General features: G+C 69.3%; 15 protein-coding genes. 2 read left to right on the top strand and 13 right to left on the bottom strand.

All coding sequences use genetic code 11. From position 1 onward, the window contains the following. Positions 1-34 precede the first annotated feature (34 nt). From ACYVGQ_RS12675 to ACYVGQ_RS12655, 5 genes are all read right to left on the bottom strand, one after another. Positions 35-931, bottom strand: a complete 897-nt coding sequence (locus ACYVGQ_RS12675) for a hypothetical protein (RefSeq protein ID WP_460785002.1) — start codon at positions 929-931, stop codon at positions 35-37. Positions 932-1,306: 375 nt separating this feature from the next. Beyond that, positions 1,307-2,149, bottom strand: a complete 843-nt coding sequence (gene truA / locus ACYVGQ_RS12670; RefSeq protein ID WP_460785001.1) for a tRNA pseudouridine(38-40) synthase TruA — start codon at positions 2,147-2,149, stop codon at positions 1,307-1,309. A gap of 88 nt (positions 2,150-2,237) precedes the next feature. Continuing rightward, a complete protein-coding gene (locus ACYVGQ_RS12665; RefSeq protein WP_460785456.1) occupies positions 2,238-2,837 on the bottom strand; it encodes a methionine ABC transporter permease in 600 nt (199 codons plus the stop codon). A 74-nt stretch (positions 2,838-2,911) separates the two neighbouring features. Beyond that, a complete protein-coding gene (locus ACYVGQ_RS12660; protein WP_460785000.1) occupies positions 2,912-3,961 on the bottom strand; it encodes a methionine ABC transporter ATP-binding protein in 1,050 nt (349 codons plus the stop codon). Positions 3,962-4,011: 50 nt separating this feature from the next. Beyond that, positions 4,012-4,923: a MetQ/NlpA family ABC transporter substrate-binding protein gene (locus ACYVGQ_RS12655; protein ID WP_460784999.1), complete on the bottom strand. Its 912-nt coding sequence runs from the start codon at positions 4,921-4,923 to the stop codon at positions 4,012-4,014. 100 nt (positions 4,924-5,023) lie between these two features. Between ACYVGQ_RS12655 and ACYVGQ_RS12650 the strand changes: the two genes are divergently transcribed. Next, entirely contained in the window at positions 5,024-6,337 is a 1,314-nt protein-coding gene (locus ACYVGQ_RS12650; protein ID WP_460784998.1) for a M20/M25/M40 family metallo-hydrolase, read from the top strand. 8 nt (positions 6,338-6,345) lie between these two features. Here the strand turns inward: ACYVGQ_RS12650 and ACYVGQ_RS12645 are convergent, their stop codons facing one another. Beyond that, entirely contained in the window at positions 6,346-7,884 is a 1,539-nt protein-coding gene (locus ACYVGQ_RS12645; protein WP_460784997.1) for an APC family permease, read from the bottom strand. A gap of 40 nt (positions 7,885-7,924) precedes the next feature. Beyond that, complete coding sequence (locus ACYVGQ_RS12640) at positions 7,925-8,293, bottom strand: winged helix-turn-helix transcriptional regulator (protein ID WP_460784996.1); 369 nt, start codon at positions 8,291-8,293, stop codon at positions 7,925-7,927. A 94-nt stretch (positions 8,294-8,387) separates the two neighbouring features. On the opposite strand from ACYVGQ_RS12640, the gene ACYVGQ_RS12635 reads away from it, so the two are divergent. After that, positions 8,388-9,242, top strand: coding sequence for an SDR family oxidoreductase (locus tag ACYVGQ_RS12635; protein WP_460784995.1), 855 nt, complete (start codon positions 8,388-8,390; stop codon positions 9,240-9,242). A gap of 120 nt (positions 9,243-9,362) precedes the next feature. On the opposite strand, the gene ACYVGQ_RS12630 is transcribed toward ACYVGQ_RS12635, so the two are convergent. Genes ACYVGQ_RS12630 through ACYVGQ_RS12605 form a run of 6 tightly spaced genes read right to left on the bottom strand, consistent with a single transcriptional unit; the run spans position 9,363 to position 17,524 of the window. Next, positions 9,363-11,051, bottom strand: coding sequence for a dipeptide ABC transporter ATP-binding protein (locus ACYVGQ_RS12630; protein WP_460784994.1), 1,689 nt, complete (start codon positions 11,049-11,051; stop codon positions 9,363-9,365). Further along, complete coding sequence (locus ACYVGQ_RS12625; protein ID WP_460784993.1) at positions 11,048-11,929, bottom strand: ABC transporter permease; 882 nt, start codon at positions 11,927-11,929, stop codon at positions 11,048-11,050. Before ACYVGQ_RS12625 ends, ACYVGQ_RS12630 begins: the two co-directional genes overlap by 4 nt. Positions 11,930-11,931: 2 nt before the next feature. After that, positions 11,932-12,897, bottom strand: a complete 966-nt coding sequence (locus tag ACYVGQ_RS12620) for an ABC transporter permease (protein ID WP_460784992.1) — start codon at positions 12,895-12,897, stop codon at positions 11,932-11,934. Between the two features lies 1 nt (position 12,898). Beyond that, on the bottom strand, positions 12,899-14,491 hold the full coding sequence (locus tag ACYVGQ_RS12615) for an ABC transporter substrate-binding protein (protein WP_460784991.1): 1,593 nt from the start codon (positions 14,489-14,491) through the stop codon (positions 12,899-12,901). Beyond that, positions 14,463-16,070, bottom strand: coding sequence for an aromatic amino acid ammonia-lyase (locus tag ACYVGQ_RS12610; RefSeq protein WP_460784990.1), 1,608 nt, complete (start codon positions 16,068-16,070; stop codon positions 14,463-14,465). The genes ACYVGQ_RS12615 and ACYVGQ_RS12610 overlap by 29 nt, the downstream gene beginning before the upstream one ends. Positions 16,071-16,093: 23 nt before the next feature. Beyond that, a complete protein-coding gene (locus ACYVGQ_RS12605) occupies positions 16,094-17,524 on the bottom strand; it encodes a dihydroorotase (RefSeq protein ID WP_460784989.1) in 1,431 nt (476 codons plus the stop codon). Between the last annotated feature and the right edge of the window lie 38 nt (positions 17,525-17,562).

Here is a 17,562-nt window from a genome sequence, read left to right as displayed (position 1 = left end):
CGAGAGGTATCGAAGAGCCGCGCATCGCCCGAACTCACTCATCCCGGTCGTAACCCCAGCGGATGCCGATCACGCCGGGTCCGAAGCCGAAGCGCGCCGTGTGCGCCGACCGCCTGCCGGGCGGGAGCATCCGCACGATCTCCTGCTCCCCCGCCTCGGTGTACTCCTCGCACCAGTCCGGCTCCGCGCCCGCCGCGAAGTGGACCCAGATCATGATCTGCCGATTCGGACGGTCGACCGCGTGCCAGACGGAGCGCCGCTCCGGATGCTCCGCGGGCACCGTCTCGGTGTACTCGATCAGCCCCGTCGAGCCCGCGGGGATGGGATCGTCGAGAGTGAGCACGTCGCATACGATGCGGCCGCGCGGATGCCGCATGCTCCGGTCGACGCGGCCGCCGACGGTCTCGATGATGGTCTTGGTCTGATCCGAGCCGGGGATCGCGAGATCGTAGAACGGCACCTCGGAGAGCACGCCCTCCGTCGCCTGCAGCAGCGCACGAGTCGTCTGACGGTCGAGGTCCCCGTGCCGGTCGATGGATGCGACGATGGAGACCGAGAGGTCGCGAAGCGCCGCCTGCGGAACGGTCCCCAGCGCGGCGGCCGTCTCCAGGATCTCCGCCTCGATGTCCGCGGTCGCGAATGCCGGCCTCGGCTCCGGCATCCGCCCTCCCCGCATCGCAGGGCGGATCCGGTCGGCGAGATGTCCGCGGTCGAGCCCGAACATGTCCTCGATGGCCTCGACGGCGGCGAGCGACTGCGCGCCCTCCGGCTGATGCGCGCCGGAGCGCCAGTAGCTGAGCGTCGCCATGGAGACGGGATTCCCCTCGTCGGCGAGGCGGCGCTGCAGCGCGCTCAACGTCATGCCGCGCTCCGCCACCTGGGCGCGGAACTCCGCTGCGAATCCCTCCGCTGCGACGTCCGTGTCGTCCATCACAGTCTCCGTCCCCCTGTGAAGAGCCCTGCCGTAGGTTCAGCATACGACTCCCGGTCTGCTCCCTCCCCGCAGGCCGCTCTCGAGTCGCAGGCGCCGATCCGGGGGGATCGGCGCAGGGGTCAGCGGCGGCGCCGAAGCCGTCGCTGACCCGCTCAGGCGAGCGCCGTCCACCCGGCCGGAGGGTCCGTCACACGTCTCCGCAGGACTGTGAAAGCCCACCGCGTAGATTCGCAGCACGGCCCCGGAGCTCTCGAAGCCTCCCCCCGAGACTCACGGGACCGCTCGATCCGGACCGCGACTGGGGACGCGGCCCGGTGCACTTCCCGCCCCGGTCGCATCTGGGGAGCTGCGGCCGGGCGGGAGGACGAGCGCTCACTCCGCGTCGCGTCGCGCCCTGGTCTGCTCCGCCCGCGCGGCGAGCAGGCCATCGGCCGGATAGCCGACCTCGGTCAGCGTCAGCCCGCGGGCTGCCAGCACCTTGAACTCACTCGTGCGCACCAGCGCGTCCCGGAGGATGACGAGGTCGTCCACCCCGAGCCGACCCTCCCCCACCGCGACGCAGGCGCCGACGAGCGCGCGGACCATGCTGTGGCAGAAGGCGTCCGCCTTCACCTCCGCGATCAGCACGCCCTCGGCATCCCTGCTCCAGCGGTAGTCGAGCAGCGTCCGGATGGTCGTCGCCTCCTCGCGCGCCTTGCAGTACGCCGCGAAGTCGTGAAGCCCGATCAGCGTCCGCGCCGCGGCATCCATCGCCCCGACGTCCAGGACCCCGCGGACGGTGGTCGTGTCGTTCCTGCGCATCGGGTCGTAGCCGGTCCGCTCGTCGGCGAGCCGGTACCGATAGCGACGCCACACCGCCGCGAATCGCGCGTCGAACCCTTCCGGCGCGGGCGAGGATGCCGTCACGGTGACGTCCGGATAGGCGCCGAGCACACCGCGCATGCGTCCGGCGATGGATCCGGCAGGATCATGCGCGGCCCGGCCGTGCCGTGCCTCGATGCGGGCCCACTGCGCATCGTCGAGATCGACGTGCGCCACCTGACCCGCCGCGTGGACGCCGGCATCCGTCCGCCCTGCGACGACGAGCTGCGCCTCGGACCCCACGATCCTGGCGAGCGCCGCTTCGAGCGTGCCCTGCACCGTGCGCAGGCCGGGCTGCTTGGCCCACCCGCGGAAGTGGGTGCCGTCGTAGGCGATGTCGAGACGGATGCGCACGAGGCAAGCCTAGGCGGGCCCGGTTCGAATCGCGCATATGGTCGCATCTTCCACTCGGATGCGACCATATGCGCGATTCGAACCGGGCTCAGCGCCGCAGCACCCGCTGCGCCAGCCAGTTCCCGAAGATCTGGCCGACCTGCACGATGACGATGATGATCGCCACAGTCACCCAGGTGGCCTCCTGGTTGAACTGCTGATAGCCGTAGATGATCGCGAAGTTGCCGAGCCCTCCGCCGCCGATGTATCCGGCCATCGCGGACATGTCGACCACGGCGATGAACATGAACGTGTAGCCCAGGATGAGCGGCGCGAGGGCCTCGGGGATGACGAGGCCGAACAGGATCGCGAAGCGCCGGGCGCCGATGGCGAGGGCCGCCTCCACGACGCCCGGGTCGACCGCGACGAGGTTCTGCTCCACCACGCGGCCGATGACCACCGCCGCCATGATCGTCATCGGGACGATCGCGGCCTCTGTGCCGAGCGTCGTGCCGGCGACGATCTTGGTCACCGGTCCCACGGCGGTGAGGAAGATGATGAACGGGATCGGCCTGATCACGTTGATCAGCACGTTCAGGATCGTGAACACGACCCGGTTCCCGTAGAGGTTCCCCGGCCGGGTCGCATACAGGACGGCCCCGATCAGGAGCCCGGCGACCCCGCCGACGAGCAGCGTGACGACGACCATGTAGATCGTCTCCTGGATGGACTGCAGGAGCACGGGCGTGAGCGTCGTCCAGTCCGTCGCGGTGTGGATCACGTTCACGAGGCGGCCTCCGTCCCGCTCTCGACCGTCGGCAGCAGAACCTCGGCGCGCGTGCGCCCCGCCAGCTCGGCGACGACGGCGTCGCTCACGGCGTCCGTCGCGTGCAGCCGGTAGGTGAGCGTCCCGAGCTGGCGTCCTCGGATGTCCGTCACGCCGCCGAACACGACGGTGCGTCGCACGCCGTGGCGCTCGAACACCTCGTCGATGTCCTCGCTGGTGAACTCGTTCACATCCACGCTCACGAGCGTCCCTCCGCCTGCGGCGAGCGCGGTGAGGGTGTCGCCGGCCGGCACCCCCTGCGTGACGGCGGCGACGAAGCGCTCGGTGAGCGCCGCGCGCGGGTGCGCGAACACGCGATAGGTGTCGCCGGCGTCGACCACGCGACCGCCGTCCATGACGACGACCTGATCGCAGAGCTCGTGCACGACGGAGATCTGATGCGTGATCACGACGATCGTGATGCCGAGGCGCTGGTTGATCTCCTTCAGGAGCGCGAGGACCTCGCCGGTGGTCTGCGGGTCCAGCGCGCTCGTCGCCTCGTCGGCGAGCAGCAGCTCCGGATTCGCGGCGATCGCCCGGGCGATTCCGACCCGCTGCTTCTGACCGCCGGACAGCGCCCGCGGATAGCGATCCGCCTTGTCGCCGATGCCCACGAAGTCGAGGAGCTCCGCCACCCTCGCCCGGATGTCCGCCTTCTTCCAGCCGGCCACCTTGAGCGGGTAGGCGACGTTGCCGCGCACCGTACGGGAGGTGAAGAGGTTGAACTGCTGGAAGATCATGCCGATCCTCCCGCGGAGTCCGCGCAGCTCCGTCGCGGACGCCTTGCCGACGTCCACCCCGAGCACGTTCACCGACCCGCTGGACGGCGTCTCCAGTCCGTTGATGAGCCGGACGAGCGTCGACTTGCCTGCACCCGAGTAGCCGATGATCCCGACGATGGATCCGGGCTGCACCTCGAGCGAGATGTCATCGAGCGCGGCGACGACGGGGCCTCTGCGCGTTCCGGGGAACGCCTTGGAGACGTGATCGAAGGCGATGATGCTCATCGGATGGTTGCTCCTTCTCCCGCGCCTGCAGAGGCCGCCGTCGTGCGGCATCACCCCTGGGAGGCCCGCAGCTGGTCCTCGAGCGTAGCAAGCTCGTCCTGCAGCTGCTGCGCGGTCCACTCCCCCTTGAACTGCAGGTTGCCCTGGTTCAGCTCCGTGACGGCCGCCTCGACCTCGGTGGTGTGGTAGGCGTCGACGATCTTCTGCCAGCGCGGGTCGTCCTTGTTCTCGTCCTTGACGACGAAGGCGTTGATGTACGGCGCGAGCTCGGGGTTGTCGAGATCCTCCTTGAAGATGATCAGGTCGTCTCCGAGGCCGCCCTTCTGCGCCTGCGTGTTGTTGACGACGGCGGCCTTCGCGCTGCCGTCCTTCAGCGCGGTGACCGTCTGGTTCGAGTCGACGGGCAGGATCTCCACGCTGCTGGAGACGATGTCCGCCTCGGAGGAGTAGGCGTTGCCGCCGTCCTTGAGCTCGAGCAGGCCCGCGCTCTGCAGGTTCAGGAGCGCGCGAGAGAGGTTGGTCGGGTTGTTCGGGATCGCGATGGTCGTCCCCTCGGGGATGTCGGCGACGTCCGAGTACTCCTCGGAGTACAGCGCGAGCGGGTAGACCGCGGTCGCGCCGACCGGCACGAGGGTCCCGCCGCTGTTGACGTTGAAGTCGGCGAGGAAGATCAGGTGCTGGAAGAGGTTGATGTCCGCCTCGCCGTCCTGCACGGCCTGGTTGAGCTGGACGCCGTCGGTCAGCGTCTGCACTTCGAGGTCGATGCCCTCTTCCGCAAGCTTGTCCTTGAGCACGGTCCAGTGCGCCTCGGTGCCGTCGTCCGCGACGAGGACGACCTTGCTGTCGTCGGCACCGGCCTCGTCGTCGCCTCCCGCGCAGGCCGCCATCGACAGGGTCATCGCACCGGCGGCCAGCACGCCGACCACGGACAGGAGCTTGTTCTTCACACGAGAGTTGTTCACGACCCGAGTGAAACACGATGGACGACGGCGCACCGATTCGAGAGGTAACCGCGCGTAACGCGCCGCCGGAAGACGCCGCGGCTGCCCCTACGGTGGTGAGGTGAGCACGAGCATCCTGGAGTCCGAGGCCGTCGAGTTCGTCCGTGCCCTGATCAGGATCGAGAGCGTGAACACCGGGGATCCGGCCACCATCGGCGACGGTGAGACGCGCGCGGCGCGCTTCGTGCAGGAGCGGCTCGAGGAGGTCGGCATCGCGACGGAGCTCGTCGAGCCCGCCCCAGGACGCGGCAGCGTCGTCGCACGCATCCCCGGCTCCGATCCGGATGCTCCGGCGCTGATCGTGCACGCGCATCTCGACGTCGTGCCCGTGGACCCGGACGACTGGGTGCACCCGCCCTTCGGCGCCGTGGTCGAGGACGGCCTGCTCTACGGCCGCGGTGCCGTCGACATGAAGGACTTCGCCGGCGTCCTCCTCGCCGTCGCTCGGGATTTCGCCCGCACGGGCGTCCGCCCGCGACGCGACGTCGTCCTCGCCTTCGTCGCCGACGAGGAGGCGGGCGGGACGTGGGGCGCCTCCTGGCTGGTCGACAACCGGCCCGACCTGTTCCGCGGCGCGAGCGAGGCCCTCAGCGAGGTGGGCGGATTCTCCGTCCCGCTGAACGCGTCGTCACGGGCGTATCTGCTGGCCACCGCGGAGAAGGGCGTCGGCGGCGTGCGGCTCCGCGCGCGCGGCGCCGCGGGGCACGCCTCGCGGCCCCAGCCCGACGACGCGGTCGTCCGGCTCGCCGGAGCCGTCGCGCGGATCGGGGAGCACCGCTTCCCCGTCGTGCGCACCCCCGCCCTGGAGCGCTTCCTGGCCGCGTTCGCCGCGGCGAGGGGAACGGCGTTCGAGGACGACGACCTGGACGAGCGGCTGGAAGGGCTCGGTTTCATCGGGAAGGTGGCCGCGGCGGCCGTTCGCAGCACGGCCGCCCCCACCGTGCTGCGCGCCGGGGGCAAGAGCAACATCATCCCCGGCAGCGCCGAGGCGATCGTCGACATCAGGGCTCTGCCGGACGACGAGGAGCAGCTGCTCGCCGAGCTGCGGCGCCTGGCCGGCTCCGGCGTGGAGGTGACGCTGAGCGAATCCATGGCGCCGATCGCAGCGCCGAACGACGGCCCCTTCATCGAGGCCATCGCCGCCGCCGTCCGCGCCGAGGACCCGGAGGGGGTCGTCGTCCCCTATCTCCTCCCCGCATCGACCGACAACAAGCACTTCGCGCGGCTGGGCGTGCACGGCTACGGCTTCGTCCCGCTCCGCGTCCCGGACGACTTCGACGTCTACGGACAGTTCCACTCCGCCGACGAATGCGTGCCGGTGGAGAGCCTGCGCTTCAGCGCGCGGACCACCGCGCGCATCCTGCGCACCGCCTGACGGGGTCCTCAGATCCCGCCGTCGATGGAACGGATGAAGTCGGCCGGCTCGTCGGGGACCATGACCTCGGTGTCGCGGTTGAGGCTCTCGCCGGCGAAGAAGCGCTTCGACCGCGGGAACAGGTACCAGACGAACATGAGCACGAGGCCGACGGCGAGCGATCCGATGCCGACGACGAAGGTCCCGCCGATGCCCCAGATCACGGTGTAGCCGTAGTCGACGTCCCACATGTCGATCGCGGACTGCACGAACGCCGCGGTGAGCAGCACGCCGCCCAGCAGGGGGAACAGGCCCTTGAAGAAGAAGTCGCGAACCGAACGCGTGACGTCGCGGCGGAAGAACCAGACGCACGCGAACCCGGTGATGGCGTAGTAGAACGCGATCGCGAGCCCGAGCGACAGGATGGAGTCCTGCAGGATGTTGTCGCTGATCAGCGTCATCGCCACGTAGTAGACCACGGCGACCACGCCCATCACGATCGTGGAGAAGGAGGGCGTCTTGTACTGCGGGTGCACGTCCTTGAACTTCGCCGGCAGCGCCCGGTACACGCCCATCGCGAGCGTTCCGCGCGCGGTCGGCAGGATCGTGGTCTGCGTCGAGGAGATCGCGGAGATGATGACCGCCACGACGAGGAACCAGCCGAAGGGGCCGAGGAGCCCGTCCTTGATCGCCAGGAAGAAGTCGTCCGCATGGTCCTCGTTGCCGAGGCCGGTCCCGCTCTCTCCGAGACCGGCGTACATCATCGCCGAGATCGTGACGGCGACGTAGGTCACGAGCAGGATCACGCAGGTGAGCACCGCGGCGCGGCCGGGGATGCGCTTCGGATCCTTGGTCTCCTCGTTCAGGGCGAGGCAGGTGTCCCAGCCCCAGTAGATGAACAGTGCGAGCAGGATCGCCTCGGTGAACCCGGACCAGTCCGTGAAGGCGAAGGGGTTGAGCCACTGCCAGGAGAAGTCGGTCGCGCCCGGCGCCGTGCCTGCGGCGAACTGCCAGAAGGCGGCGATCACGAAGATGGCGAGGGCGAGGTACTGGATGCCGAGCAGGATGTTCTGGATTCGCTCGCCGATCTCGACGCCGCGCCAGCTCACCCAGGTCATCGCGGCGATGAAGAGCACCGCGACCAGGATCACCCGCCAGTCGTTGTTCTCGACGTCCTGCCCGATCAGCGACCAGAAGTACACGGAGGCGATCTGCGCGAGGTTGGCGAGCACCACCATCCCCGCCACCGCGACGCCCCAGCCGCCCATCCAGCCGACCCACGGCCCGAACGCCTTGGTCGCCCAGGTGAAGGTCGTGCCGCAGTCGGGGACCGCGTTGTTCAGCTCGCGATAGGCGAAGGCGATCAGGAGCATCGGGATGAAGGCGAGGATGAAGGCGATCGGCGCCTGGGCGCCGACGGCGATCACCACCCAGCCCAGCGAGGCGACCAGCGAATACACCGGTGCGGTGGAGGCCAGTCCGATGACGGTCGATCCCCAGAGCCCCAGTGTGCCGGTCGCCAGTCCTTTGCCCTCTGGGCGTTGAAGGTGGATCGGCGTGGTCGACATGGTGCGAACATAGAGCCGCGCCGGTCACGCGGTCAAGAGGCTATTCGCCGCGGCCGATCATGACGTCGGAGTGCTCGGCGACCCAGGCCACCAGCGGCAGCATCCGGTCCATCAGATCGCGGCCGAGCGGGGTCAGGCTGTACTCCACGTGGGGCGGCACCGTGGGGAACGACTCGCGATGCACGATGCCGTCGTCCGCGAGGGCGCGCAGCGTCGAGGCGAGCATCTTCTCGCTGATCCCGTCGACCGCGCGACGCAGCTCGCCCCAGCGCAGGGTGCCATCGGAGAGCGCGGCGAGCACGAGCACTCCCCACTTGCTCATGATGTGGTCGAGCACCACGCGCGTGCTGCATCCCTCTTCGAAGACGTTCGGCGTGGAGGCCTTTATCTGCGCAAAACTCACTGTCACGTGGGTACCTTACTTCAAAGTGGGTACCTGCAGGGTGGAATGCAGCGAAGCAGGGGAACGGTTGTGCCCAGTGCCATCCACGAAAGGACACCCCATGACCATTCTCGTCACCGGAGCGACCGGCCAGCTCGGCCGCCTCGTCATCGACAGCCTGCTGGAGCGCGGCGCGGAGCCCGGCTCGATCGTCGCCGGCGCGCGCGACACGGCCAAGGCCGCGGACCTCGCGGCACGCGGTGTGCGCGTCGCCGCGCTGGACTACGACGATCCGTCGACGGTCGCCGCTGCTCTCGAAGGCGTCGACGACGTGCTCCTCATCTCCGGCTCGGAGGTCGGACGACGCGTCGCGCAGCACAAGGCCGTGGTGGATGCCGCGCAGGCCGCCGGCGTCTCGAGGCTCGTCTACACGAGCGCGCCGAAGGCGACCACGAGCGATCTGGTCCTCGCCCCGGAGCACAAGGCCACCGAGGAGCTCATCGCAGCGTCCGGCATCCCCGCCGTGATCCTGCGCAACAACTGGTACACCGAGAACTACGCGGGCGACGTCGCCACGGCCGGAGCCTCCGGCGTTCTCGCCGCGAGCGTCGGCGAGGGACGCGTCGCCTCCGCCAGCCGCAAGGACTTCGCGGATGCCGCAGCCGTCGTGCTGCTCGAGGACGGGCACATCGGCGCCGTGTACGAGCTGGGCGGCGATGTCGCCTGGGACTACCACGAGCTCGCCGGCGCGATCTCCGAGATCACGGGCCGGCCTGTGGCCTACACGCCGCTGTCGCCCGAGGAGCATGCGAAGGCGCTCGGGGCAGCGGGGCTGGACGCCGGGACCATCGGCTTCGTCACGGCGCTGGACGCCGGCATCCGCACGGGCGCCCTTGCAGATGTCGACGGCGCCCTGGCCCGCCTCATCGGCCGTCCGACCACCCCGCTCGTCGAGGGGCTTCGCTCCGCCGTCTGAGTCCGGCGCCTCCCGCGGGTCGACGCCGTGTCCCCGCGGGGGGCTTCCCGCACGGTCGCCGCCCGTGCGGGGACACGACCGCATGAGGCGCCTCCCGCACGGCAGGCGGACGCGTCGCTGTCACTCCGCGGAGAATCGTGAAGTCGACGCTGCGAGGAGACGACGCGTGTAGGGATGCCGCGGCTCGGACAAGACCTCCTCGACGGGCCCCTGCTCGACGATCTGACCGTGGTAGAGGACCACGACACGATCGGCCAAGTAGCGCACGGCGTCGAGATCATGAGAGATGAACAGGCACGCCGTACCTCGCGTCGCGGCGATGTCGGCGAGCTCGTTGAGGATCGACGCCTGGATCGACGGGTCGAGCGCCGAGGTCGGCTCGTCGCAGACGACCACGTCAGGATCACCGGCGAACGCCCGCGCGATTGCGACGCGCTGCTTCATGCCTCCCGAGAGCCGTCGAGGCACGGCGGAGAGCTGCGCCTCGCCCAGCCGTACGCGAGCGGCCAGCTCGGCCACTCCGGTTACGCCGCCGAGCTTCGTGATCGCACGTGCCAGCGTGCTCCGTGCCGTGCGTCTGGGGTTCAGCGTCGTGTCAGGACGTTGAAAGACCATCTGCACCGCGCGCTTCTCGGCGCGCGCACGGCGCTCGACGGCCTTTGCGAGCGGGCGCCCGTCGAGGAGGACCTCGCCCGAGTCCGACGACTCGAGCCCGACGATCATGCGGCCGAGTGTGGACTTGCCGCTACCGGACTCGCCCACGATTCCGACGATCTCACCGCGGTGCACCGTGAGCGAGACGCCCTCCACTGCACGGACGGCACCGAACGCCTTGCTCACATCGCGAACCTCCATCACAGGCGGTCCGCTGCGGTCGAAGCCTCGGTCCTCGCTGGTCACCAGCGGTGCGGTGCGATCGACGGGCGCATCCTCGCCGTCCTCCATGGGGCGGAGACGGACTCCGTTCTTATGCATGCCCGGCTGCGGCAGGCAGTCGATGAGCCCCCTGGTGTAGGGATGCGCGGGCGCAGTGAACACCTGCTCCGCCTCGCCCTCTTCGAGCAGACGGCCCCGCCGCATGACGCCGATACGATCGCAGAGCTTGCGCACGGTGGCGAGATCATGGCTGATGAAGAGCAACGCGATCCGGTTTCTCCGATGCAGGTCTCTCACGAGCGTGAGCACCTCGGCCTGCACGCTCAGGTCGAGTCCTGTGGTGGGCTCGTCGAGCACGAGCAGGCTGGGCTCGCCCGCCAGCGCCATCGCGATCACCACGCGTTGCTGCTGTCCGCCCGAGAGCTGGTGGGGATAGCGATCGGCGATGGCGGCGGGATCGGGGAAGGCCACGCGTGCGAGCGCCTCCCTGGCACGTTCCGCCGCCTGGCGGCGATCGCAGTCGCGGTGCGCTCGGAAGACTTCCGCGATCTGCTCACCGACGCGCATGGCGGGGTTCAAGGACGAAGAAGGATCCTGATAGACCATGGCGATCTCCGCGCCGCGGATCCGGCGAAGCTCGCCGTCACGCATGCCGAGCACGTCCTCGCCACGGAACAGGATCCGTCCGCTCTCCACCACGGCGTTCGAGGCCAGATGCCGTACAGTCCCGAAGGCGAGGGTCGATTTCCCGCTGCCGGACTCGCCCACGAGTCCGTAGGCCTCGCCGGGGCGTATGCGCAGCGAGACGTCGTCGAGCACGCGCACGAGTTGCCCGTGACGGCGGTACGACACCGTCAGCTCCTGGATCTCGAGCGTGGCCGTATCACGGTGCGCCTCCTGCGCGGACGGCGGCGCAGTGAGTTCCATGGTCATCTCTCGCTCCCTTCGCGGAGTCCTTCGGCAAGCAGTGCGACCCCCACGACGAGCGAGGCGAGCGCCAGAGAGGGGAACAGCGCAGACCACCAGGCGATCGTGAGATAGGGCGCCTCGGTGGCGATCGTGAGGCCCCAGTCGGGTGCCGGCGGCTGAACTCCGAGGCCGATGAAGGAGAGCGATGCCGATGTGACGATCGCCGACGAGAGCCGTACCGTCGCTTCGACGACGAGCACGCCCGAGATGTTGGGCAGGATCTCCGCGAAGAGGATGTACGGCGCGCGCTCCCCCCGCAGCCGCGCCGCCTCCACGTACTCCTGCGATTTCACGCTGAGCACGGCGCCGCGGACGGTGCGAGCGACCAGAGGCATGAAGAAGAGGGCCAGGAGCAGGACGAGCGTCACGAGATCCGACTGGAGGAGCCCGAGCAGGATGATCGCGATGATGAGCGACGGGAAGGCGAGGAGCACATCCGCGATCCTCATGATCACCTCGTCGGCGAGGCCGCCGAGGTAACCCGCGATCCCGCCGAAGAGGATGCCGCCGGCCATTGCGATCGCCGTCGCCGCCGGCCCGACCACGAGAGACGTGGAGGATCCGGCCATCACCCGCGCGAACACGTCTCGCCCGAGCGAGTCCGTGCCGAACAGATGCTCGATGCTCGGCGGCCGCAGGGTGGCGAGCGCGTCGGTCGCCACGGGACTCTGGGTCCAGAGCGGCCAGGTGAGGGCGACGAGCACCCACACCGAGATGAGGCAGACGCCGATGATCCCGGATGGGGTGCGTAGGCCCGGCGCGAGTCCTCGCAGGCCGACCACGCGCGTCGGAACGAGAGCACCGGGACGCTCGTCGGAGGTCTTGGCGACCAGGGTTGTCACAGTCATCTGCTTGCCGCCGTCCGTAGTCGTGGGGTGAGGAGAACCATCGCTACATCTGCGATGAGGTTCACCGCGATGAGCAGTGTCGCCGCCAGCAGCGTGCCGGTCGCCAGCAGCACCAGGTCGTTCGTCTGGGTGGCCTTCAGCAGCAGGGAGCCGAGTCCCGGATAGTTGAAGAGCTTCTCGATTGCGACGAGCCCGGTGAGCAGATAGACGAGTTGGGCGCTGAAGACGGCCAGTCCGGGCACGATCGCGTTGCGCCCGATATGCCGGCGCCGCACCCATGAGCGGGGGATGCCCTTCAGGACGGCGGTGCGCACATAGTCGGATTCGGTGACCTCCCGGGTGTTGGCCCTGACGATCCGGGCGAGATAGCCGACGATCGTGGGAGCCACCGCGATGCCCGGCAGGATCAGGTGATACACCTGCACGATCGGGTTGGGATCCGTGGTCTGGGCGGTGGCGGGAAACGCGCGCAGCGCCACCGCGAAGACCGCGATGAGGACCACGCCGGTCACGATGTCCGGCGTGCCGCTCGCACCCACGCTCGTGAGGTTCAGCACACGATCTGCTCGACTGCCCGGGTGCCTGCCCGCATAGCTGCCGACGGCGTAGGAGAGCGGCGCCGCGATCAGGAACGCGACGATCGCGAGCATGACGGTGCGTCCGAGCGCGGCGGCGAGCACCGGGGCGATATCGGACCCGAGCACGGGGGATGCACCCCACTGGCCGCTGACGAAGCCGCCGACCCACTCGAGATAGCGCACGGCCATGGGACGGTTGAGGCCGAGCTCCTCGTTCAGCACGGCGACCTGCTCCGGGGTCGCGTACGGTCCGAGCATGGTGCGTCCGATGTCGCCGGGGAGCACTTGTGCGAGCAGGAAGATCCCCGCCGACACCGCGAGCAGCGTCAGCACCGTGAAGACTGCCCGGGTGAGGAGCATCCGTCCGACAAGGCGACCCCCCATGTCAGCGATCCAGCCAGCCGCGGAAGAGCTGCGCGTACGACGACGCGTTCGCGGTGATGCCGTGGACATCGGGCAGCATCGCCATCGCGGCCTCCGGCCAGGTCGCGATGATCTGCGGAACCTCATCGTGCATGAGCGTCGCGATGCGCTGCGCCAGCTCGGCTCGCTCATCCGGGGCGACGGTGGCCTCGAACTCGGCGACCAGCTCGTCGAACTCCGGGTTCGACCAATGGGCCGTGTTCCAGATGGCATCGGACGTGAACGCCAGCGACAGGAACTGCGAGGCAGTCGGGCGGGACGCCCAGCCGGTGAGGCCGAGCGGCACCTCGAGCCAGGGGGCGTCGTAGTAGCTCGCGTTGTCCTGGAGGTCGAGTTCCAGGTCGAAGCCGGCCTCTGCAGCCATCTGCTGTATGAGCTGGGCGCTCGCGGCTGACGACTGCGGAGCCGAGAGCGTGGCCGCGAGGCCGTCCGGATGACCGGCCTCGGCCAGCAGCGACCGTGCTTCGTCGATGTCCTGCTCACGTTGAGGCACCTCGACATCCGCGCCGTATATCTCCGCGAAGATGTGGTCGTTGGCGAGGGTGCCCTGGCCGCCCTGGGTGGCTTCCCGCAGCGCTCCGCGGTCGATGGCGAGCGCGAGCGCCTGCCGTATCCGCACGTCGTCCCATGGCGCGGTGTCCGTACGCATGGCGAGGAACTGACCACCCGCCGAGGTCGTTCCGTCGACCACCACCTGCTCGTTGTCATAGAGCGGTTGGTTGGCCGCAAAGGTCACGATCGCCGCGACGTCGATGGAGCGGGACAGGAGCGCACTCGACAGGGCGGTGTAGTCGGTGTAGAACGACAGTTCGACGCCGTCGAGATGGACCTCGTCAGCCGCCCAGTAGTCGGGATTCTTCCCGAATACTGCGCCCGTGGTGGCGTCGTAGCTCGTGAGCGTGAACGGGCCCGTGCCGACCGGGGAGCCGATGAAATCGCCGTCGTAGTCGGCGGGGAGGATGAGCGTGTTGTAGTTCGCTGACGAGAGCAGATAGGGGAAGTCGGCGAAGGAGCGTTCGAGGTCGAAGCTCAAGGTGTGCTCGTCCGTCGCCGTGGTGCGGCCCGCGCTCAGGATTCCGGCGAAGGACGACGCGGCGGCCGAGACGGAGTCGGGTTCGATGAGACGGTCGATGGACGCCACGACGTCGTCCGCGGTGAGCGCGGTGCCGTCATTGAACGAGACGTCATCGCGCAGCGTGACGGTCCACGTCGCCGCGTCCTCCGAGGCCTCCCAGCTCTCGGCGAGCATCGGTGTGAGACTGCCGTCGTTCTCGGACCAGATGAGGTACTCCGCCACCTGCTGGACGACGTTGATCGAGCCGGGGTCGTACATGGTCACGGGCTCGGGCGTGGCGTTCGGCGTCGGCGAGCCGACCTTCAGGACGCCGCCGCTCTTCGGCTCGGCGGCGCTCGCGCCCGGCTCTGCCGTGCCGCCCGCACAGGCGACGAGGATCGCGGGTGCTGCGGCAAGGAGCGCGATCGCGGCGAGGAGGCGACGTCGTCGAGAGCCGGGGAGGGCTCTCATCTCAGCGGGAGACGGCGTGTCGGTGGTCATCGGTGTCTGCCTTCCGTGGGGAACGGGGAACATATGCCAGTGCGGTGGAGCCAAGGTCGGGGATCTCGAGATCGATGCGCCGGGATGTCATCGCGAGCAGTCTCGGGGCCGCGCGCGCGACGAGCTCACCACCGAGCTCACCGGAAGCGCCCTCCTGCGCCGCCTCGAGCACCGCGGCGAAGTAGGGGCGGGTGCCGGCTCCGAGAACCGTGTTCCGGCGGCGAGAGAGAAGCGCCGACGCCATGATGATCTCGCCGGCGAGCATGTCGGCGAGCTTCGTTGTGAGCTCTCGCGCGGTGTCGACGGCGAGCGGTGCCCCGGTGGCGTGGTCTTCCTGCCCCTGATCGAGCGCGGGCACGTTCAGCGTGACCGGGACGGCGAGCGCCTTGATGCGCGCGCTGAGGGCCGCGTAGGCGTAGCCGCCCAGCCCCGGGGTGAGGATGGCGGTCTCCGGCAGCGAGGCAGGATCATCCGAACGGCGCGAAGACCACAGCCCCGAGCCGACGATCCCGATCCGGCGCTCGCAGGTCAGCGCGAGATGAGCCAAAGCGACCTTGATCGCCTCGAATCCGATAGCGATTTCCATCGGGTGGAAGTTGCCGGTCGACAGGGCGCGCCCGGTGTCGGGGCTCGTCATGGGATTGTCGTCGCTGGCGTTGAGCTCTGTCTCCACGGCTTCGGCGAGCCACGCGAACGTCGCGCGGGCGGCTCCGTGCACCTGGGCGGTCGTCCGGATCGACAGCGGGTCCTGGAGGGAGACGGCGGAGTCCGGGTCCGTGAGGTAGCTGCCCTCGAGCAGCATGAGGACGTTCGCCGCCACCGCAGACTGGCCGCTGAAGGGGCGGGCTACAGCGACTTCGGGATCGAACGGGCTGAGGTTCGATCCCATCGCTTCCATCGTCAGCGCGGCGGCGACGTCCGCGAGGCGCAGTACGCGGGCGATCTCGCCGAGGGCGAGGGTACCGACGCCGATCGAGTAGGAGTTCTCCGAGACGGCGGCGAGCCCCTCCTTGAGCCCGAGCATCACGGGCTCGAGGCCGGCCCGGCGGAGCGCCTCCGCCGAAGGAACCTTCTCGTCGTTCAGGAAAGCGGTGCCGTGGCCGATCATGGTGGCGGCGATGGCGGCGAGCGAGCCGAGATCGGAGGCGCCGACAGTGCTGTGGCGAGGCACGTTCGGGATGACTCCGGCGTTGAGCATCCCGGCGTACGACTCGGCGACGTCGACGCTCAGCCCGCTGTACCCTCGCACTGCGCCGGACAGACGGGCGGCCATCAGGGCGCGGACTTCCGCCGGAGGCAGTGACGGACCGATGCCGAAAGCGTGGCTCGTCACGATGTCGACCTGGTACTGGTCCAGTACTCCTATCGGGATGTCCACATCACGCGAGTGCCCCAGTCCGGTGTTGAGTCCGTAGACGCGCGTTCCGTTCTCGAGCGCGTCCGTGAGCACGGCGCGACCCAGCGCTATGCGCTCGCGCGCGTCATCGGAGAGGGAGACCTGCACGCCTTCGAGCGCGATGGCCTGCAGGGCGTCCAGCCGTAGGGGAACGCGGCAGGAGAGGGAGACGGTGGGGCTCACAGTGATTCCTTCGTTGTCGGCAGTCATCGGACGGTGGAGAGGACCCGGCCGTCGCCCTCGGCGGAGCGCAGCTCGCCGTCGTAGACGACCCTGCCGCGAGAGAGGGTGAGGTCGATGCGGCCCGGGACCACAAAGCCGTCGTAGGGGGTCCACCCGGCGTTCGACCGCATGTCGGCGACGTCGACCACCCATTCGCGCTGCGGGTCGAAGGCCACGATGTCGGCGTCGAACCCGGGTGCGATCGATCCCTTCGCGCCGGCGAGCCCGTAGCGTCGGGCCGGGTTGATGGTCATCGCGCGCACGGCTGCGTCGAACGTGGCGGGCGAGCGGCGGAACGCCTCGGCGAGCACGAGGGGATAGATGGTCTGCACCCCGGGGGCTCCCGAGTGGTTGTCGAACACGTTGGGGTGGTTCTTGAAGTGCGTCGGCCACGGCGCATGGTCGGAGCTGATCACGTCGATCTCGCCGCGCTCGAGCCGAGCCCAGAGTCCTTCGCGCGCGGCGGCGGTGCGGAGCGGGGGGTTGATCTTCAGTCGTGTGCCCTGGGAGCGCATGTCGTCCTCATCGAGCAGCAGGTAGTGCGGGCAGGTCTCCATGGTCACGTCGGCGCCGTCCGCGGCCCAGGCGTTGACCAGGTCCACCGAGCGCGGGAGGCTGGTGTGACACATGTGCACGCGGGCGCCGGCCGCTCGCGCGATCTCGAGCACAGTGAGCACGCCCAGTGTCTCCGCGACCTCGGGTCGGCTGCGCAGGTGCGCGAGCGGGTCCGCGCCCTCGGGCCGGTAGCGCTCGATGAGATGTTTGATGATCTCGTTGTTCTCCGCATGCACGCAGACCGTTGACCCGGTCGCGGCGACGGCGGTGAACACGTCCAGCAGCTCCCCGTCAGGGATGCGGGGGAACCGGGTGTCGTCGGTGTGGAAGATCGACACCTTGAACCCGGCCGCACCCGCGTCGACCAGCGCGTCGATCTCACGCCATCCGCCATTCGGGAGCGCGGTGCCCAGCAGCGCGACGTCGATATGAGCCTGCCCGGCGGCGAGATCGGACTTGCGGGCGAAGCGGTCGATGTTCGAGATGGGACCGGTGGCGTCATAGGGCATCTCGATGATCGTGGTCACTCCCCCGGCGGCGGCCGCACGGGTCGCGGCCGCGATCCCTTCACCGTCGTGGCTGAGACTGTGCACATGGGCGTCGACCATCCCCGGCAGAAGGTACGCGGTCCCCGCATCGATCAGGCGTGACGCCGGCACCGTACCCGGCTCGGTCACGCCTGCGACGATGCCGTCGCGGATGAGGACGTCCGCCAGCGCCCACTGACGATCGGGCCGTTGCACCAGGCCGCGCACCGCGGTGTCGATCCTCCCGAGCTCGAGTCTCTCGTCACCGGTACCCGGGTCTGCGGACTGAGCGGCCAGGTCCCGAGCGGAGGTGAGTTCTGAATCGAGGGTCATGGATGCTCCAGGAGGTTCGAGGATCATGGCCGGCCAGG

Source organism: Microbacterium tumbae, assembly GCF_054780175.1.
This window is presented reverse-complemented; position numbering and strand designations above follow the sequence as displayed.